This window comes from Streptomyces sp. NPDC002574, assembly GCF_042889545.1.
In the GTDB taxonomy this organism is placed as follows: domain Bacteria; phylum Actinomycetota; class Actinomycetes; order Streptomycetales; family Streptomycetaceae; genus Actinacidiphila.
On sequence record NZ_JBIARB010000009.1, the window covers coordinates 56,998 to 76,283 of the forward strand.

At 74.5% G+C, this 19,286-nt stretch carries 15 protein-coding genes; 11 read left to right on the plus strand and 4 right to left on the minus strand.

What is annotated here, in order from left to right:
• Window positions 1-53: 53 nt before the first annotated feature.
• The 7 genes from ACFYXS_RS22790 (at window position 54) to cobC (ending at window position 8,970) form a co-directional block, all read left to right on the plus strand.
• Window positions 54-1,040, plus strand: coding sequence for a cobalamin biosynthesis protein (locus ACFYXS_RS22790; protein ID WP_389250973.1), 987 nt, complete (start codon window positions 54-56; stop codon window positions 1,038-1,040).
• Window positions 1,037-2,548: a cobyric acid synthase gene (locus tag ACFYXS_RS22795; RefSeq protein WP_389250975.1), complete on the plus strand. Its 1,512-nt coding sequence runs from the start codon at window positions 1,037-1,039 to the stop codon at window positions 2,546-2,548. Before ACFYXS_RS22790 ends, ACFYXS_RS22795 begins: the two co-directional genes overlap by 4 nt.
• A gap of 52 nt (window positions 2,549-2,600) precedes the next feature.
• Window positions 2,601-4,619, plus strand: a complete 2,019-nt coding sequence (locus ACFYXS_RS22800) for a putative cobaltochelatase (protein WP_389250977.1) — start codon at window positions 2,601-2,603, stop codon at window positions 4,617-4,619.
• Complete coding sequence (gene cobO, locus ACFYXS_RS22805; RefSeq protein ID WP_389250979.1) at window positions 4,619-5,224, plus strand: cob(I)yrinic acid a,c-diamide adenosyltransferase; 606 nt, start codon at window positions 4,619-4,621, stop codon at window positions 5,222-5,224. The genes ACFYXS_RS22800 and cobO overlap by 1 nt, the downstream gene beginning before the upstream one ends.
• Window positions 5,218-6,582: a cobyrinate a,c-diamide synthase gene (locus ACFYXS_RS22810; protein ID WP_389250981.1), complete on the plus strand. Its 1,365-nt coding sequence runs from the start codon at window positions 5,218-5,220 to the stop codon at window positions 6,580-6,582. Before cobO ends, ACFYXS_RS22810 begins: the two co-directional genes overlap by 7 nt.
• A gap of 505 nt (window positions 6,583-7,087) precedes the next feature.
• Window positions 7,088-7,516: a cobalamin biosynthesis protein gene (locus ACFYXS_RS22815; RefSeq protein ID WP_389250984.1), complete on the plus strand. Its 429-nt coding sequence runs from the start codon at window positions 7,088-7,090 to the stop codon at window positions 7,514-7,516.
• Window positions 7,517-7,602: 86 nt separating this feature from the next.
• Window positions 7,603-8,970: an Rv2231c family pyridoxal phosphate-dependent protein CobC gene (cobC, locus tag ACFYXS_RS22820; protein ID WP_389251664.1), complete on the plus strand. Its 1,368-nt coding sequence runs from the start codon at window positions 7,603-7,605 to the stop codon at window positions 8,968-8,970.
• Here cobC and ACFYXS_RS22825 read toward each other — a convergent pair.
• The 4 genes from ACFYXS_RS22825 to ACFYXS_RS22840 all read right to left on the minus strand — a co-directional run bounded on the left by ACFYXS_RS22825 (window position 8,960) and on the right by ACFYXS_RS22840 (window position 15,569).
• Entirely contained in the window at window positions 8,960-11,731 is a 2,772-nt protein-coding gene (locus ACFYXS_RS22825) for an ABC transporter substrate-binding protein (protein ID WP_389250986.1), read from the minus strand. The two genes, cobC and ACFYXS_RS22825, sit on opposite strands and share 11 nt — an antisense overlap.
• Before the next feature lie 207 nt (window positions 11,732-11,938).
• Window positions 11,939-13,030 (minus strand): SCO1860 family LAETG-anchored protein, encoded by a 1,092-nt coding sequence (locus ACFYXS_RS22830; RefSeq protein WP_389250988.1) that lies wholly within the window; start codon window positions 13,028-13,030, stop codon window positions 11,939-11,941.
• Between the two features lie 212 nt (window positions 13,031-13,242).
• A complete protein-coding gene (locus ACFYXS_RS22835; protein ID WP_389250990.1) occupies window positions 13,243-14,319 on the minus strand; it encodes a Hint domain-containing protein in 1,077 nt (358 codons plus the stop codon).
• A 146-nt stretch (window positions 14,320-14,465) separates the two neighbouring features.
• A complete protein-coding gene (locus ACFYXS_RS22840; RefSeq protein WP_389250992.1) occupies window positions 14,466-15,569 on the minus strand; it encodes an amidohydrolase family protein in 1,104 nt (367 codons plus the stop codon).
• A 79-nt stretch (window positions 15,570-15,648) separates the two neighbouring features.
• Here ACFYXS_RS22840 and ACFYXS_RS22845 point away from each other — a divergent pair, with 79 nt between their 5' ends.
• The 4 genes from ACFYXS_RS22845 (at window position 15,649) to ACFYXS_RS22860 (ending at window position 19,284) form a co-directional block, all read left to right on the plus strand.
• A complete protein-coding gene (locus ACFYXS_RS22845) occupies window positions 15,649-16,740 on the plus strand; it encodes a pyridoxal-phosphate-dependent aminotransferase family protein (RefSeq protein ID WP_389250994.1) in 1,092 nt (363 codons plus the stop codon).
• Window positions 16,741-17,053: 313 nt separating this feature from the next.
• Complete coding sequence (gene ectA / locus ACFYXS_RS22850) at window positions 17,054-17,557, plus strand: diaminobutyrate acetyltransferase (RefSeq protein ID WP_389250997.1); 504 nt, start codon at window positions 17,054-17,056, stop codon at window positions 17,555-17,557.
• A 37-nt stretch (window positions 17,558-17,594) separates the two neighbouring features.
• Window positions 17,595-18,866: a diaminobutyrate--2-oxoglutarate transaminase gene (gene ectB / locus ACFYXS_RS22855; protein ID WP_389251000.1), complete on the plus strand. Its 1,272-nt coding sequence runs from the start codon at window positions 17,595-17,597 to the stop codon at window positions 18,864-18,866.
• Between the two features lie 19 nt (window positions 18,867-18,885).
• On the plus strand, window positions 18,886-19,284 hold the full coding sequence (locus ACFYXS_RS22860; RefSeq protein WP_389251002.1) for an ectoine synthase: 399 nt from the start codon (window positions 18,886-18,888) through the stop codon (window positions 19,282-19,284).
• Window positions 19,285-19,286: the final 2 nt, after the last annotated feature.

Below are 19,286 nucleotides of genomic sequence, written 5' to 3' on the forward strand. Positions count from 1 at the left end.
TCACCGCCGGTCACGTCGAGCCAGGGCGCGGACCCTGAGTGAGGACACCAGCGATGGGCGGCAGCCGCCGTACACCCGACGCCGGCCCTGCCGGGCCGTCGGTCTTCGCCGCCGGGGCGGTCCTCGGCTGGCTGGCCGATCTCGCACTCGCCGACCCACGACGCGGACATCCCGTCGCCGGTTTCGGGCGCGCGGCAGGCGCATTGGAGCGCGCGCTGTGGCACGACCACCGCGGACGGGGCGCCCTGTACACCGCGTTGTGCGCCGGGGGCGCCGCAGCGGCCGCAGCGGGGACCGCACGCGCCGTACGCCGTTCACCCGCCGTGTCCGTGGCCCTGACCGCGGCCGCGACGTGGGCGGTGCTCGGCGGTACGTCACTGGCGCGCGAGGCACGGACGATCGGCGCCGCTCTGTCCGCCGGGGACACCGCGGCGGCCAGGGCCCGGCTGCCCCACCTCTGCGGGCGGGACCCGCAGGCCCTGGACGAGCGGCAGTTGGCCCGGGCGGTCGTCGAGTCGGTCGCCGAGAACACCTCCGACGCCGTCGTGGGCGCCCTGGTGTGGGGCGCGCTGGGCGGCGTGCCGGGGCTGGTGGGCTTCCGCGCGATCAACACCCTGGACGCGATGGTCGGTCACAAGTCGCCGCGCTTCCGCCGGTTCGGCTGGGCATCGGCCCGGCTGGACGACGTCGCCGGCTTCCCCGGCGCCCGGCTGACGGCCGCGCTCACCGTGCTGGCGGGCCCCGACCGGCGGGGCGCCTGGCGCGCCTGGCGCGCGGACGGCGGCCGGCACCCCAGCCCGAACGCCGGTCCCGTGGAGGCCTCGTTCGCCGGGGCGCTCGGCGTACGGCTCGGGGGGACGCTTGCGTACGGGGGCCGGATCGAGCACCGGCCGGTGCTCGGCGCCGGCAACCGGGCGGTGGAGGTGGCGGACATCGAGCGCGCGGTGCGGTTGTCGCGGCGCGTGAGCCTGCTGGCCCTGGCGGTAACGGTCGGCTGCCGGCCGGCCTGGCGCCGGCTCGCCCGGAGGGGGAACGCATGAGCGGCGGCGCGCTGTTGGTCGCGGGCACCACCTCGGACGCCGGCAAGAGCGTCGTCACCGCAGGCATCTGCCGCTGGCTGGCCCGGCAGGGTGTGTCCGTCGCCCCGTTCAAGGCGCAGAACATGTCGCTGAACTCCTACGTCACGCGCGAGGGCGCCGAGATCGGCCGCGCGCAGGCCATGCAGGCGCAGGCCGCGCGCGTGGAGCCGTCCGCGCTGATGAACCCCGTGCTGCTCAAACCGGGCGGCGACCGCACGAGCCAGGTCGTCCTGATGGGCCGCCCGGTGGGCGAGATGAGCGCGCGCGGCTACCACAACGGGCGCCGCCCGGAACTGCTGGAGACCGTCACCGCCTGCCTGGAGGAGCTGCGCTCCCGGCACGACGCGGTCATCTGCGAGGGCGCGGGCAGCCCGGCCGAGATCAACCTGCGGCACGGCGACATCGTCAACATGGGCCTGGCCAGGGCCGCGCGACTGCCGGTGGTCGTCGTCGGCGACATCGACCGGGGCGGGGTCTTCGCGTCCTTCTTCGGCACGACCGCGCTGCTGAGCCGCGAGGACCAGGAGCTGGTCTGCGGCTACCTCGTCAACAAGTTCCGCGGCGACGTCTCGTTGCTGGAACCCGGGCTGGAGATGCTGCGCGGGCTGACCGGACGCCGCTTCTACGGTGTCCTGCCGTATCAGCACGGTCTCGGCATCGACGAGGAGGACGGGCTGCGGATGTCGCTGCGCGGCACCGTGCGCGAGTCGAACACCGCGCCGCCGCACGGCGAGGACGTGCTGCGGGTCGCCGTCGCCGCGGTCCCCCTGATGTCCAACTTCACCGATGTCGACGCCCTGGCGGCCGAACCGGGCGTGGTCGTGCGCTTCGCCGACCGGCCCGAGGAACTGGCGGACGCCGACCTCGTCGTCCTGCCCGGCACCCGGGGCACCGTCAAGGCGCTGGAATGGCTGCGCCGTCGCGGGCTGGCCGACGCGATCGTGCGCCGCGCGGCGGAGGGCCGACCGGTCCTCGGGATCTGCGGCGGTTTCCAGATGCTGGCCGAGTCCGTCGACGACCCCGTCGAGTCGCGGGCCGGTCTCGTGCCGGGCCTCGGCCTGCTGCCGGTACGGGTGCGCTTCGCGCCCGGCAAGACCCTGGCCCGGCCGTCCGGCAAGGCCTACGGCGAGACCGTCGAGGGGTACGAGATCCACCACGGCGTCGCCGACGTCCGCGGCGGCGACGAACCGTTTCTCGACGGCTGCCGCACCGGCTCCGTATGGGGCACCCACTGGCACGGCTCCCTGGAGAGCGACGGCTTCCGCCGCGCCTTCCTGCGCCGCGTCGCCGAGGCCTCCGGACGGCGTTTCGTCCCGGCGCCGGACACGGCCTTCGCGGCGCTGCGCGAGGAGCAGCTCGACCGTCTCGGCGATCTCGTCGAGGAGCACGCCGACACCGGCGCCCTGCTCCGCCTCATCGAGTCCGGGCCCCCGCCCGGCCTTCCCTTCGTCCCTCCGGGCGCGCCGTGAACCGCCCGCCCCTGTCGTGCCGTGATGTCCGTACCCTCGAGGAGGCAGCCGCGTGAGCACCCCTTACCCCTTCACCGCGATCGTCGGGATGGAGGACCTGCGGCTGGCGCTGTTGCTGAACGCGGTGAGCCCGGCCGTGGGCGGCGTGCTCGTGCGCGGCGAGAAGGGCACCGCGAAGTCCACGGCGGTGCGGGCGCTGGCCGCGTTGATGCCGCGGGTGGACGTGGTCGCGGGCTGCCGCTTCAGCTGTGACCCGGGGGCGCCGGACCCGGCGTGCCCGGACGGGCCGCACCCCTCCGGGGCGGAGCCGGCGTCGCGGCCGGCGCGGATGGTGGAGCTTCCGGTGGGCGCGTCCGAGGACCGCCTGGTCGGGGCGCTGGACATCGAACGGGCCCTGGCGGAGGGCGTGAAGGCCTTCGAGCCGGGTCTGCTGGCCGACGCGCACCGCGGCGTGCTCTACGTGGACGAGGTCAACCTGCTGCACGACCACCTCGTCGACCTGCTGCTGGACGCCGCCGCGATGGGCGCGTCCTACGTCGAGCGGGAGGGCGTCTCCGTACGCCATGCCGCGCGGTTCCTCCTCGTGGGGACGATGAACCCCGAGGAGGGCGAACTGCGCCCACAGTTGCTGGACCGCTTCGGGCTGACCGTGGAGGTCCGGGCGTCCCGCGAGACCGACGAGCGGGTCGAGGTCGTGCGCCGCAGGCTGGCGTACGACGAGGACCCGGCGGCGTTCGCCGCCAAGTGGGAGGCCGAGGAGGGCTCGCTGCGGGCCCGGATCGCCGCGGCGCGGGCACTGCTCCCCTCGGTCCGGCTCGAGGACGGCTCGCTGCGCCAGATAGCCGCGACGTGCGCGGCCTTCGAGGTGGACGGCATGCGCGCGGACATCGTCATGGCGCGCACGGCGACCGCGCTGGCCGCCTGGGCGGGCCGCACCGAGGTGACCGACGCGGACGTGCGGCAGGCCGCGCTGCTCGCGCTGCCGCACCGCAGGCGCCGCAACCCCTTCGACGCGCCCGGCATGGACGAGGACAAGCTCGACGAGACGCTGGAGCAGCACCGCGGCGGGGACCAGGACCCGGACCCCGACCCCGAGCCGGACCCCGGTCCGGACGGTGACGGCGGTGGCCCCGACGGCGGCGGCAGGCGCCCGCAGGCCGACGACGGGACGCCGCCGGACGCCCCCGCGGACGGCACCGCGAACGACGCCCCGGACAGCACCCCCGGCGCCGGGGCGCCCCGCGAGCAGGCGGCGGTGCCCTCGGCGGAGCCGTTCACGGCGCGCGCCCTGACCGTGCCGGGCCTCGGTGAGGGCGCCGCGGGCCGCCGGTCCCGGGCCCGTACCGCGCACGGCAGGACCACGGGCGCCCGCCGCCCGCAGGGCACGCTGGGCAAGCTGCACCTGGCGGCGACGGTGCAGGCCGCAGCCCCGCACCAGCGGGACCGCGGCCGCGGCGGCCCGGGTCTGGTGATCCGCCGGGACGACCTGCGCGAGGCGGTGCGCGAGGGCCGCGAGGGCAACCTCGTGCTGTTCGTGGTGGACGCGTCCGGCTCGATGGCGGCCCGGCGGCGCATGGGCGCGGTCAAGGGCGCGGTGCTCTCGCTGCTGCTGGACGCGTACCAGCGGCGCGACAAGGTGGGGCTGATCACCTTCCGCGGCGCCGGCGCCGAACTGGCCCTGCCGCCGACCTCGTCGGTGGACGCGGGCGCGGCACGTCTGGAGAAGCTGCCGACCGGCGGCCGGACCCCGCTGGCCGCCGGGCTGCTCAAGGCGCACGAGGTGCTGCGCGTGGAGCGGCTGCGGGACGCCTCGCGCCGCCCGCTGCTGGTGGTCGTCACCGACGGCCGGGCGACCGGCGGCCCCGAGCCGCTGCCGCTGGCGTCGCGGGCTGCCCGCCTGCTGGCGGCCGGCGGTGTCGCGTCGGTGGTCGTCGACTGCGAGACCGGACCGGTACGGCTGGGTCTCGCGGGCGTGCTGGCGCGCGAACTGCGCGGCACCGCGGTGACGTTGGACGAGCTGCGCGCGGACAGCGTCGCGGCACTGGTGCGGGACGTACGGAGGGCCGCGTAATGCCACAGGGACAGCCGAGTGTCGTGCCGGAGGACGGGCTGACCACGCGCCAGCGCCGCAACCGGCCGCTGGTCATGGTGCACACCGGCACCGGCAAGGGGAAGTCGACGGCCGCCTTCGGGCTGGCGCTGCGGGCCTGGAACCAGGGCTGGCCGGTCGGGGTGTTCCAGTTCGTCAAGTCCGCGAAGTGGAAGGTCGGCGAGGAGCGTGCGCTGCGCGTGCTGGGCGCCTCCGGCGAGGGCGGCACCGTCGCCTGGCACAAGATGGGCGAGGGCTGGTCCTGGTTGCAGCGGGACGTCCACGACATCACGGAGAGCGAGGACGCGGCACGCGAGGGCTGGGAGCAGGTCAAGCGGGACCTGGCCGCCGAGACCTACCGGCTGTACGTGCTCGACGAGTTCGCGTACCCGCTGCACTGGGGGTGGATCGACACCGACGAGGTGGTCTCGGTGCTGCGCGAGCGGCCCGGTACCCAGCACGTCGTCGTCACCGGCCGCAACGCCCCGCAGCCGCTGCTGGACTTCGCGGACCTGGTCACCGAGATGGGCAAGGTCAAGCACCCGATGGACGCCGGGCAGAAGGGCCAGAAGGGCATCGAGTGGTAGCCAGGCTCGTCGTCGCGGCCCCGGCGTCGGGCAGCGGCAAGACCACCGTGGCCACGGGCCTGATGGCCGCCTTCGCGGAGGCCGGGCTCGCGGTCTCCCCGCACAAGGTGGGCCCGGACTACATCGACCCCGGCTACCACGCACTGGCCACCGGCCGCCCGGGCCGCAACCTCGACGCCTACATGTGCGGTCCCGAGCGGATCGCGCCGCTGTTCCTGCACGGGGCGCGCGGGGCCGATCTCGCGGTCGTGGAGGGCGTGATGGGGCTCTTCGACGGGGCCTCGGGGATGGGCGAGCTGGCGTCCACCGCGCACGTGGCGAAGCTGCTGCGGGCGCCGGTGGTGCTGGTCGTCGACGCCTCCTCGCAGTCCCGGTCGGTGGCGGCGCTGGTGCACGGCTTCGCCTCGTGGGACCCGGAGGTACGGGTCGCGGGCGTCATACTCAACAAGGTCGGCTCCGACCGCCACGAGGAACTGCTGCGCGACGCGCTGGACGGCGCCGGCGTACCGGTGCTGGGCGCGCTGCGCCGGGACGCCGCGGTCGGCACGCCCTCCCGGCACCTGGGGCTGGTGCCGGTCGCCGAACGGCGCGCGGACGCGGTGGAGGCGGTACGCACCCTGGCGGCGCGGGTGCGGGCGGGCTGCGACATGGACGCGCTGCTGGCACTGGCGCGCAGCGCTCCCCCGCTCGCGGACGAGCCCTGGGACCCGCGGACGGCGATCGGCCCGGCCGGTCCCGCCGGCGCGGGCGGCCGCCCGGTGGTCGCCGTGGCGGGCGGCGCGGCGTTCACCTTCTCCTACGCCGAGCACGTCGAACTGCTCACCGCCGCCGGGGCGGAGGTCGTCACCTTCGACCCGCTGCGCGACGAGCGGCTGCCGCGGGACACCGCGGGGCTGGTCCTCGGCGGCGGCTTCCCCGAGATGTACGCGCCCGAGCTCTCCGCCAACGCGCCGCTGCGCGAAGCCGTCGCGGCCTTCCCGGGCCCGCTGACGGCGGAGTGCGCCGGGCTGCTGTACCTCGCGCGCGAACTCGACGGACGTCCCATGTGCGGGGTCCTGGACGCGGCGGCCCGCATGTCCGAGCGGCTCACCCTGGGCTACCGCGAGGCGGTCGCGGTGGCGGACAACGTCCTGGCGGCGGCCGGAACGCGGGTGCGGGGGCACGAATTCCACCGCACGGTCGTCGAACCCGGCGCGGGCGCCGTCCCGGCGTGGGGCTTCACCCGGCCCGAACGGCGCACGGAGGGCTTCGTGCGGGGCGCCGTCCACGCCTCCTACCTCCACGTGCACTGGGCCGCAGAACCGTCCCTGGCACGGCGGTTCGTGGCGGCCTGCGCGAGCGGGGGCGCGTCCGCGTGAACATGGTCGCCTGCGAACGCCGGGGCGGCCCAGCGGCCGAACGTCCCGTCCCGAAGCCGGAGTCCGTCCACGGCAGCGGAGGCGCGGCCGCGGTGGCGCGCCGTCCCGACCGCGCGGCAGGAAGCCGGCGACGCGCAGGCCGGCACCCGCGTCTGGCGCCTCGCCGTGCACCGCACGGGCAGGCGTGCGTACACGTGATCGCGGTCGTCGGCACGGACTCGCGCCGGAGCGACCCCGCGACCGAAGTGCTGCCGCTCGTCAGGCGAGTCGGGGCCACGGCGGGCCCAAGCCAGCCGATCGTCCCCGCCATGGCGGTGCGTCACGCCTCGCACGGCCGGGAGCGGGACGTCCCGGAGACGGAGTCGGTCCACGACAGCGGGGGCACGGCCGGTGGAGGGCACCGTGCGGGCCGGCATCCGGGCCGGAGCGCCCCGGCCCGGGAGTTCGTCGGGCCCGGGCGGCACGGGGAGGGCGTTGCGCGTCGCACGGCCCGGAGCGCGGCCGCGTGAGCGTGGTCGTCGGCGTCGGCGCGGGGCGGGGCGTCGCGGCGGCGGAAGTGCTGGCGCTCGTGGGGCGGGTGCTGGCCGCGGCGGGCGTGGGGCGCGCGTGCCTGGCCGCGGTGGCCACCCTCGACGCACGGGCGCGCGAGCCGGGGATCGCGGCCGCGGCCGAGGCGCTCGGCGTGCCCCTGCTGGCGTACGACGCCGATACGCTGGCCGCCGTGGATGTGCCGACGCCCTCCGGAGCCGCGCTGGCCGCCGTGGGCACGCCGTCCGTGGCCGAGGCGGCGGCGCTCGCCGCGGCGCCCGGCGGCGAACTGCTCGTCCAAAAGACGAAGTCCGTCCCCGACGGCGGGGGCGCGGCCCGGGCGACGGCCGCGGTGGCGCGCCGCCGTGGCCCCGCGGCAGGCACCAGCGAGGAGACAGGACCGTGAGCATCCCGCCCGAGGACGTACTGGAGCGGCGCGTCGACGCCGCGCTGGGCGGCGGACGTCGGACCCCGCAGGACCTGGCCGGCACCATGGTGCTGCTCGTCGCCGCCGGGTCCCCGGAACCGGTGGACAACGCGGAGGCGGTGCGGGCGGCCCGCCTGCTGTGGGAGGGACGCGGGTACGCGGGCGTGGAGACCGCCTTCGTGTCCGAGGCGGCCCCCGACGTGCCGGCCGGACTGGACCGCTGCCGGCGGCTGGGGGCGCTGCGGATCGTCGTGCTGCCCGCCGTCCCGGTGGACGGGGACACCGCCCGGCGCGCCCGGCAGCAGGCGGAGGGCTGGGCGGAGGCGCACCCCGGGCTCGACGTCCGCTGGGCGGGCGCGCACCCCGCCGAGTCCGCGACGGAACCCGACGACGGCCACGATCTGCGTCACCACGGCGACGCCGAGGTGCGCGACGACGGCGGCACGCTCATCGACCTGGCCGTCAACGTCCGCGCCGGAACGCCCCCCGCCTGGCTGCGCGAACGCCTCACCGCGGCCCTGGACGGCCTGGCCGGCTACCCCGACGGGCGGGCCGCGCGCCGGGCCGTGGCGGCGCGGCACGGCAGGCCGCCGGAGGAGGTGCTGCTCACGGCCGGCGCGGCGGAGGCGTTCGTCCTGCTGGCCCGCGCGCTCGGGGCACGTCACCCCGCCGTGGTGCACCCGCAGTTCACCGAGCCGGAGGCCGCGCTGAGGGACGCCGGGCACACCGTCGACCGTGTGCTGCTGACCGCCGGGAGCGGGTTCCGGCTGGACGCGGACGCCGTGCCGGCGCGGGCCGATCTCGTGGTGCTCGGCAATCCCACGAACCCCACCTCCGTCCTGCACCCCGCCGAGGAGATCGTGCGCCTGGCGCGCCCCGGCCGCACTCTGGTGGTGGACGAGGCGTTCATGGACGCGGTGCCCGGCGAGTACGAGTCACTGGCCGCCCGGCGCGACGTTCCGGGGCTGCTGGTGCTGCGCAGCCTCACCAAGACGTGGGGGCTCGCGGGGCTGCGGGTGGGCTATGTCCTGGGCGACCGGGAGCGGATCGCCGCGCTGGAGCGCGCGCAGCCTCTCTGGCCGGTCTCCTCGCCCGGTCTGGCGGCGATCGAGGCGTGCTGCGGGCCCGCCGCGCGCGCCGAGGCGGAGCGGGCCGCGGGTCTGATCGCCTCCGACCGGGGTCATCTGCTCGCCCGGCTGGCCGAGTTCGAGGGCGTCGAGGTGGCGGGTCCGGCGCTGGGCCCCTTCGTGCTGATGCGCCTGCCGGAGGCGGCGGCGGTGCGCGAGCGGCTGCGGGAACTGGGCTTCGCGGTGCGCCGTGCGGACACCTTCCCCGGGCTGGGTCCGCAGTGGCTGCGGCTCGCGGTGCGCGACCGGGACACGACGGACCGCTTCGCGGTGGCGCTGGCGAAGGCGGTCGCGGTCAGTTCCTGACGCCGAGCGCCTGGATGTCGATGCCGCCCAGGGCCGGCTGGACGTAGGCGTTGGTCAGGCGCGCGGAACGGTAGTTGAGCCGCCGGTCGTAGAGGAACGGCAGCAGGGTGCCGCGGTCCTGGGCGGTGGAGTCGACGGTCCGCCACAGGTTGTCGGCGGCATTGCGGTCGGTCGTCGTGTCGGCCTCGTCCATCAGGGAGTTGATCTCGCGGTCGTCGAGGGCCGCGTAGTTGCTGGGGCTGCCGGGCAGCAGCAGGGGCCGCAGGAAGCCGGCCGGCGACGGCCAGTCGGACTGCCAGGTGATCAGCGCGATGCCCCAGCCCTTGGCCTTGAGCTTCTTCTGGTCGGCGAGCACAGGGTAGTAGTCGGCCGGATCGGGCGTTTCGACCGTGGCCTTGACGCCGATCGTGGCGAGCTGGTCGCGCAGCGACTCGGCGGCCCGGCGGGCGACCGGGTCGCTGCCGGAGGCGGCGATGACGGTGCTGAACCCCTTGGCGTGGCCGCACTCGCCGAGGAAGCGCCGGGCCTGTTCGGGGTAACTGCCGCCGGTCACGGTGCCGTAGGTGTCCAGGTGCCGGTCGTAGCCGCCGACGGTCGGGGGCAGCATGCCGCCCGCGATGTCGCCGGCGTCCTCGCCGCCGAGGGCGTCGCGCAGGACACGCCGGTCGGTGGCGTACTGCACGGCCCAGCGGCAGCGGTAGTCGTCGAAGGGCGCGACGCCGGTCTGCAGCGAGAAGTAGCGCACGCCGCCGGTCGTGACGAGGTCGGCGCGGGACTTCAGGGCGCCGTCGGCGAGGATCCTGGTGCGGGCGGCCTCCTGCACCCCGGTCTGGGCGGCGTCGAGGTCGGCGGTGCCGTCGAGCAGCGCGGCGTCCACGGCCGCGGCGCCGGGGGCGATCGTCAGCTCGACGGTGTCCGGCAGCGCGGTGCGTATGGAGTCGGTCGACGCGTCCCACCGGTCGTTGCGGACGAGCTCGAGTCCCTTGGCGGCGTCGTAGGAGGCGATCCGGTACGGGCCGCTGGCCACCGGCCGCTTCTCGTAACTCATCCTGGTGTCCTTGCCCTTGGGCACGGGCGAGGACATGGGCAGGGCGAGGACGTACGGGAAGTCGGCGAAGGGCGCGTCGAGGTGGAAGACGATCGTGCGGTCGTCGGGGGTGTCGACGCTCTTCAGGCCCAGTCGGTCGGGGTCGGTGTCCTTGTAGGGGCCCGGATAGTTCTGACCCTGGTCGAGCAGGTCGCGCAGATGCGTGGGGCCGCCGGCGGAGAGGTCGGAGGCGAAGCTGCGCTCGATGCCGTACTTGACGTCCTTGGAGGTGATGGGCGTGCCGTCCTCGAAGGCGATGTGCTCCTTGAGGGTGTACGTGTAGGTGCGGCCGCCGTCCGAGATCCGCCCGGTGGTGGTGGCGAGGTCCGGCTCGAGGCGGGTGCCCGCGGCACCGGGCTGCGGGGCGAAGTCGACGAGCTTGCGCAGGTAGAGACGGCCGAGGTTCCACACCAGCGGGGAGTAGGTGCGGGCCGGGTCGAGGGAGTCCGGGGCGTAGGCGGAGATCAGCCGCAAGGTGCCGCCCCCGGCCGCGGAGGGACTGACGGCGCCGGTGAGCGCCCCGTTGTAGCCGCTCGCGGACCTGCGGGCGGCGATCAGGTCCTGGGCGACGGGCGTGACCGGGTCCTTCTTCTTGTCGTCCCCGAAGGGGTTCACGACGACGGCCACGGTGATCAGCACGGCGGCCACGGCGGCGGTCGCCGCGGCGACGACACCCCAGCGGCGGCGCGGCACCCGGGGGCCGGGGACGGGCGGCGTCGGCGCGGAGTCCCAGCCGGGTCGCTGTGCGGGGACGGCCCAGGGGCCGTAGGACGGGGGGTTGTAGGCGGGGTGCTGCGGCACCGGGGCCCGCTGCGGCGGCGGGGGCAGTGCGCGCGGGGCGGTGGGCGGTGTGCGGGAGGCGAGCCAGTCGCCCAGCCGGTCCTTCATCCGGCCGGCGCTCTGCGGGCGCAGTGCCGGGTTCTTGGACAGGGCCGACAGCACGATCGCGTCGAGCGCGGGCGGCACCATCGGGTTGCGCGCGGAGGGCGGCAGCGGCGTCTGGTGGACGTGCGCGTACATCACGCCCAGCGGGGTCGCGCCCGCGAACGGCACGGTGCCGGTGAGGAGTTCGGTGAGCATGCAGGCGACCGCGTACAGGTCGCTGCGGGCGTCGACGGCGTCGCCCGCGCACTGCTCGGGGGCCATGTAGCCGGGGGTGCCGATGGCGGATCCGGTGCCGGTGAGTCCGGTGAGGGAGTGCACGACGCGCGCGATGCCGAAGTCGGCGACCTTGACGGCTCCCCCGGTGGTGACCAGCACATTGGAGGGCTTCACGTCCCGGTGCACCAGGCCGCGGGCATGGGCGTGCGCGAGCGCGTCGAGGATGTCGCAGGTGATGCGGACGGCCCGCTCGATCTCCATCGGGGCCTGGTCGCGGGCGAGTTCGGACAGGGTCCGGCCCTCGATGTGCTCCATGACGAGAAAGGGGACGACCGCGTCCTGCGTGGTGATCTCGTCCTGGTCGTGGACGGTCACGATGCCCGGGTGGTTGAGACCTGCGGCGGCCCTCGCCTCGCGGGCGAAGCGGCGGCGGGCCTCGGGGTCGCGCGCCAGCTCCGGCAGCAGGGTCTTGAGGGCGACGGTGCGGCCCAGGCGCGTGTCGTACGCGAGATGGACCCGGGCCATCCCCCCGGACCCGAGCAGTGCCCGGATCTCGTACCGTCCCCCGAACATGAGACCCCCCGGCCCCGTCCGCGGCGGGCGCGCGGACACTCCTCATCAGGGTAGTCGGAAACACCCGTTTTGAGACGCCGCCTTGCTCGCCTGTGGACAACGGCCGTGGGGGGCGGCCGCGGCCACTCGGCATACGCCGGCCGCCACCGCCCCCCACGGACCTCTCCCCCCTGCCCCCCGAACCGCCCCCGGGGTCACCCGGACCCGTCAGTCCCGGGCGTTCTGGGTCGCCGTCCTGCGGCGGGTCATGCGGATCACGACGAATCCGGCGGCGAAGAGCAGCACCGAACCACCCGCGAGGTAGGGCGTCATGCTGCTGCTGCCGGTCTCGGCGAGGTTCCCGGCCTCGGCCTGGGCGGACGGGGCGGAACCGGCCGATCCGCCGGCGTCCACCGGCTCGGGGGACGCGCTCGGCTCCGCGGACGAACCGGGCTGCTCGGACTCGCCGCCGGTCGGCGTGGGCGTCGCGCTGCCCTCGTCGTCCCCGCCGGGCTTGCCGCCGCCGTGACCGCCGCCGTGACCGCCGTCATGGCCGCCGTCATGGCCGCCGTCGTGACCGCCGTCGTGACCGCCGCCCCCGCCGCGGCCCGGCGTCTCGCAGGTGGCCTGCACCAGCGTGACCGTGCCCTTGACGTCGGCGACGTTCAGCTTGAGCGGATTGATGGAGACGTTGAGCTCCAGGGCGGTGGCCGCGGCCGTGCGCGAGGTGACGACCCTCTTGGCGAGGTCGAGCCGGACCTCGCCGACACCGGGCACCCTCACCTCGGTGGGACCGCCCGCGGTGACCCGGACGCGCTTGCCGAGCACGGTGACCCAGCCGGGCAACTCGGTGTCGGCGACAGGGCGTTCGCCGACCTCGCAGGTGGCGCGCGAGGTGATCGCGTCGGCCTTGATGAGCCCGATGAGCGGCAGTCCGGGGACATGGACGCGCGCGTGCACCAGGTTGGCGTACCCCTCGGCCTTGTGGCGGTCGACGGTGGCCCGGGCGGTGGCGACGTCCGCCTGCAGGACGCTGAACGGGCGGCCGCGGTCGACGCCGTCGAGAGTCGCGGTGAGCGCGGTCTTGTCGGCGCTCGCGGGCGCCTGGACCTCGTTGAGCGTGAGGTCGAGCGGCACGTCGACGGTCTTGTTGAGCAGGGACACGTCCAGGCCGGTGCGCAGGACGACGGCACCGGCCTTGCCGGAACCGCCGTGCGACCCCTCGGTGGCCGCGGCCGGGGACGCCGGCCCGAGCGCGAGGGCGCCCGCCGCCAGCGCGACGGCGGCCCCCAGCGAGGCAGCCGAGCGGCGTGCGGGCATGCTGAAGGGAGAGCTGTACAAGGTGGAAAACCCCCAACTGGTCATGGAGTCGCCACAGCGCCGCTGAAGGGGACAGCGCGCTCGCCGGGCGACCTCGACCCCGTAATGATTTACGTACAGAGAGTGAACCGGCACCGTCCTGACGCCGGTTCACTCCAAAGGGTGGTTTTCGTCCTCGTATTCGAACCTTCAGGCACGTACGTTCCCGTGCGTCACACCTGCGCTCTCGCGTATTCGAGCAGCTTCGCGAAGTCCAACGCCCCGGGATCCCCGTGGGTGTTGTGGCAGAACAGTCCCGCCGCCACATAGGTGCGGGTCGATGTCGACAGGGAGGCGATCGGCTGCTCGCCCACGGGCTCCGCCGCCAGCACCTCGGCCTCGCCGGTCGCACCGGCCACGGCGGCGCCCTCCCAGCCGGGCGGCGCGGCGGCCCCGGCGTGCACGATCCGGTGCTTGCCCGGGGTGAGTTCGCGGCTCGTCGCCCACACGTCGCCGTGCGGCAGCCGGACCAGCCAGGGGTGGTCGGCCGTCGCCACCACCTCCCCGGCGGAGGTGGTGATCCGCCAGCACTCCTTCCTGGCCGGGCTGTTGCGCGTCACCACCCCGCGCCGCAGCAGCCTGCGCTCGCCCTCCTCGTCGAACGAGGCGATCTCGTCGCCCACACGGAGGTCCCCCGCGCGCACCGGGCCGCCGTCGGCACGCAGCACCGGGGTGTCGGGGTGCACGCAGTTCTCCGGGACGTGCTGGTGCCCGCAGATCCCGTTGAAGGCGTTCCACTGCCGCGCCGTCATCCGCTGGCCGCCCGCGCTGCCGTACGACCTGGGGTAGGGCAGCCACACCTTCGGGCCGCTCAGCGGCACGTCGTGCTCGGTGTACATCCAGGCCAGGAAGGCGGCGAGCTCACGCAGCGCCCACTGCGGCGCCTTCGGCCAGTACACATGGCCGGGGGTGCTGCCCCAGTCCTCGTGGGTCTCGGGGTCGCAGGTACCGACCAGCTCCACCTGGCACACGTTGAGGGTGTTGGTCTCCACTCCGCCCGGCCGGTTGACCAGGGCGCGGGAGGAGATGTCGATGTCGAAGTGCTGGTACCAGACCAGCTTCTGGTTCGCGAAGTCCGGAGCGGCGGTCAGATTGGGGGCGCTGGAACCCTCGTCATAGGAGGGCACGGACCTGCCCTCGGTGGTGTGCAGCACGATGGCGTTGACCTCCATCGCGTCCCCGCCGTAGTCGTCCTGGTACCAGTACCTGCGCGATGCCCCCGGGTACTTCTGCGGTCCCTGCCTGGTCATGGTGCTCCCCGTCCCGTCGTGCGGATTCGGCCGGTTCTACCGATCGCAGCACGCCGCGCCGGGCCGGGCGCGCCGATCCGGGCAGAATCACCCGAATCGGGGTGGAGTGTGGTAAACCCCCGTCCGGGAGCGACGGCCGCGCGGGATCAGCCGACGACGCGCCCGCGCAGCACCACGCGCCGGGGCGCGGTCAGGACGCGCACGTCGGCGCGGGGGTCGGCCTCGTAGACGACGAGGTCGGCGGAGGCGCCCTCGGTGAGGCCGTCCCGGCCGAGCCACTCGCGGGCGGACCAGGTCGCGGCCGACAGGGCGTCGAGCACCGGGATCCCCGCGGTGACCAGCTCGGCGACCTCCGCGCCGACGAGGCCGTGCGCGAGGGAACCGCCGGCGTCGGTACCGGCGAAGATCCGGATGCCGGCGTCGTGGGCGGCGCGGACGGTGTCGTGACGACGGGCGTGCAGCCGCCGCATGTGGTCCGCCCAGCGCGGGAACTTGGCCTGGCCGCCGTCCGCGAGCTGCGGGAACGTCGCGATGTTGACGAGCGTGGGGACGATCGCCACACCGTGCTCGGCGAAGAGCGGGATCGTCTCGTCCGTCAGGCCGGTGGCGTGCTCGACGCAGTCGATGCCCGCCTCGACGAGGTCGCGCAGGGAGTCCTCGGCGAAGCAGTGCGCGGTGACGCGGGCGCCCTCCTCGTGGGCGGCCGCGATGGCCTCCTCGACGGCGCCGCGCGGCCAGCAGGCGGACAGGTCGCCGGTCTCGCGGTCGATCCAGTCGCCGACCAGTTTCACCCAGCCGTCGCCGCGCCGCGCCTCCTGGCGGACGTAGGCGACCAGGTCCTCCGGCTCGACCTCCCAGGCGAAGTTGCGGATGTAGCGCCGGGTGCGGGCGATGTGCCGGCCCGCGCGGATGATCCGCGGCAGGTCCTCGCGGTCGTCGATCCAGCGGGTATCGGACGGCGAACCCGCGTCGCGGATCAGCAGGGTGCCGGCGTCGCGGTCGGTGAGGGCCTGCTTCTCCGAGGTGTGCGGTTCGACGGGGCCGTGGTGGTCCAGGCCGACGTGGCAGTGCGCGTCGACCAGCCCGGGCAGCGCCCAGCCCTCCACGGTGGTGACGTCGCGGACCCCGGCCGGGCGGTCGTAGGTCACGCGGCCGTCGATCACCCACAACTCGTCCCGGACGTCCTGCGGCCCGGCAAGGATCCGGCCCTTGATGCGGAGCGCCGGCGCCGGCGCCTGGTGATCAGCCATGTCCGCACTCTACGAGGCCGCGAGTACGCTCGGGCCCGTACACCCCTCGAACAGCACCGACGAAGGAAGCAGCGCCGCCGTGTCCCACCCCCTCCTCGACCTGCCCCCGCTGACCGCCGGGCGCTTCGCCTCGATCGAACGGGAGGTCGCGGCCCTGCTGCGGACCGGGAACGACGTGGTGATCACGCAGGGCGAGGCGCTGCTGCCGCTGGAGGGCTGCATCCGCTCCGGTGCGCGGCCCGGCTCGACGGCGCTCAACGTGGTGACCGGGCCGTACGGTCAGACCTTCGGCAACTGGCTGCGCGACGCGGGCGCCCGGGTCGTCGACCTGGAGGTGCCCTTCCACGCCGCGGCCGGCGCCGAGGACGTGGCGCGGGCGCTGGCCGAGCACCCGGGGATCGACTTCGTCTCCCTGGTGCACGCGGAGGCGGCGACCGGCAACACCAACCCCGTCGCCGAGATCGGCGAGGTCGTGCGGGCGCACGGGGCGCTGTTCATGGTGGACGCGGTGGCCTCGGTGGCCGCCGAGCCGCTGGAGGTCGACGCCTGGGGCGTGGACCTGTGCGTGATCGGTGCCCAGAAGGCGATGGGCGGTCCCGCGGGGGTGTCCGCGGTCTCGGTGAGCGAGCGGGCGTGGCGGCGCTTCGCGGAGAACCCGGCGGCGCCGCGGCGCTCGTACCTGTCGCTGCTGGACTGGAAGCAGCGCTGGATCGACACGGGCCGCAAGGCGCTGCCGCACGCGCCCGCGCAGTTGGAGATGCTCGCGCTGGAGGCGTGCCTGGAGCGCATCGAGGAGACCGGACTCGGCACGGTCCTCGCCCGGCACAAGGCCGCCGCCACGGCGACCCGGGCCGGTGCCGCCGCGCTCGGCTCCGCGCTGGAGCCCTATGTGCACCGCGCCGCCGACGCCGCACCGGTCGCCACGACGCTGCGCACCCTGGACGGTGTCGCCGCCGACGACCTGGTGGCCCGAGCGCTCGCGGCGGACCCTGCGCTGCCTCTGGTGGCGGGTGGCGGCGCGCTCGCCAAGGAGATGGTCCGGGTCAACCACTACGGCCCCGACGCCTCCCTCGACGTGGTCCTGCGCACCCTGCGCGCCCTCGGCGCGGCCCTCGGCGTGACGGACCCGGCCACCGCCCTCGCCGCGGCCGAATCCGCCTGGACGGCCTGACCCGCCGCGCCCGATTTCGCGTGGGGAATTCCCGTGGCGGGAATTCCCCACGCGAAATCCATTCCTATTTCTGCGCTTATTCGCCCATGATCTTCTGCCCAGCGCGTCCGGCCCCAAACACCAAGATTTCATAGACGTTACGTGATGGTTTTCTGGTGTGATCGACACCACAAAGTGATCGTTTTGTACCGGCATATCCGGGTGAACCCGCCGTAACCACCGGGGTTTCGCGCGCCTGATACCAGCGGCCCCGACCGGGCACAAGGCTGCGGGGACATGCGGAATGAAATTCCGGCCGCTACGTTGTTTTCGCATGACCGCCGCAAGTGAATTGCTGCTCGACACCCCGGTGATCGAGGACGGGACCGCCCTTTGGCGTATCGCCCGCGATTCCCGGACGCTGGACCTGAACTCCCCCTACAGCTATCTGCTCTGGTGCCGGGACTTCGCCCGGACCTCGGTGGTGGCCCGCTCCGCTCGCGGAGACCGCGGAACGGCCGTGGGCTTCGTGACCGGCTACGTACGGCCCGACAGCCCGCGCACCCTCGTCGTGTGGCAGGTGGCGGTGGACTCCGCGCACCGTGGCCGCGGACTCGCCGGCGCGATGCTCGACGAGCTCGCACGGCGCGCCGCCGCCGAGGGCATCCGCGAGGTCGAGACCACCATCACGCCGGACAACGACGCCTCGCACCGGCTGTTCACGTCCTTCGGCGCCCGCCACGGGGCGCGCACCGAGCGCGAAGTGCTCTTCGACGGCGGGCTGTTCCCCGACGGCCACCAGCCCGAGGTCCTGTACCGCATCGGCCCCGTCGCCTGACCCGCCCTCCCCCCACTCCCACCCGAAGGAACGCACGGTGACCCTCTCCCCGCCCGCCATGACCGTCTTCGAGACCCTGGAGTCCGAGGTCCGCAGCTACTGCCGCGGCTGGCCCGCCGTCTTCGACCGCGCCCAGGGCAGTTGGATGTTCGACGAGGACGGCCACGCCTACCTCGACTTCTTCTCCGGTGCCGGAGCCCTCAACTACGGCCACAACAACCCCGTCCTCAAACGGGCGCTGCTGGACTACCTCGAACGCGACGGCGTCACCCACAGCCTGGACATGAGCACCACCGCCAAACGCGCCTTCCTGGAGCGCTTCCAGGACGTGGTGCTGCGCCCGCGCGGCATGGACCACAAGGTGATGTTCCCCGGCCCGACCGGCACCAACGCCGTGGAGTCGGCGCTGAAGCTGGCCCGCAAGGTCAAGGGCCGCGAGTCCGTCGTGTCGTTCACCAACGCCTTCCACGGGATGTCCCTGGGTGCGCTCGCCGTCACCGGCAACTCCATGAAGCGCGCCGGCGCCGGCGTCCCTCTGGTTCACGGCACGCCGATGCCGTTCGACAACTACTTCGACGGCCGCGTCCCGGACTTCCTGTGGTTCGAGCGGCTGCTGGAGGACCAGGGCTCCGGCCTGAACCAGCCGGCGGCCGTCATCGTGGAGACGATCCAGGGCGAGGGCGGCATCAACGTCGCCCGCCCCGAGTGGCTGCGCGGTCTCGCCGACCTGTGCAGGCGCCGGGACATGCTGCTGATCGTCGACGACATCCAGATGGGCTGCGGCCGCACCGGACCGTTCTTCTCCTTCGAGGAGGCGGGCATCGTGCCGGACATCATCACCTTGTCCAAGTCGATCGGCGGCTACGGCATGCCGATGTCGCTGACCCTCTTCCGCCCCGAACTGGACATCTGGGAGCCGGGCGAGCACAACGGCACCTTCCGCGGCCACAACCCCGCCTTCGTCACGGCCACCGCCGCCCTCGACACGTACTGGGCGGACGGCGGCAGCATGGAGAAGCAGACACTGAAGCGCGGTGAGCAGGCCGAGGCCGTCCTGCGCGAGATCTGCGCCGAGCATCCCCGCTCCGGCGCCCGGTACCGCGGCCGCGGACTGGCGTGGGGCCTGGAGTTCACCGACCCCGGCCGCGCCTCCCGGGTCTGCGCCCGCGCCTTCGAGCTGGGGATGCTGCTGGAGACCTCCGGCCCCCGCGGCGAGGTCGTCAAGCTGCTGCCCGCCCTGACCATCACCCCGGACGAGCTGGACGAGGGACTGCGCACCCTCGCCCGCGCCGTCCGCGAGACCGCGTGACGAAAGGACCCCCGCAACCGTGATCGTGCGATCCCTTCAGGACATCGAGGGCACCGACCGGGACGTCACCGCCGAGACCGGCACCTGGCGCAGCAAGCGCATCATCCTGGCGGGCGACCGGGTCGGCTTCTCGATGCACGAGACCGTCATGTACGCGGGCACCGAGACCTCCATGTGGTACGCGAACCACGTCGAGGCCGTGCTCTGCGTCGAGGGCGAGGGCGAGCTGACCGACGACGAGACCGGTGAACAGCACTGGATCTCCCCCGGCACGCTCTACCTGCTCGACGGCCACGAACGGCACACCATGCGGCCGAAGACCGACCTGCGCTTCGTGTGCGTGTTCAACCCGCCGGTCACCGGGCGGGAAGTCCACGACGAGAACGGCGTCTACCCCCTGCTCACCGAGGGAGCGTGAAA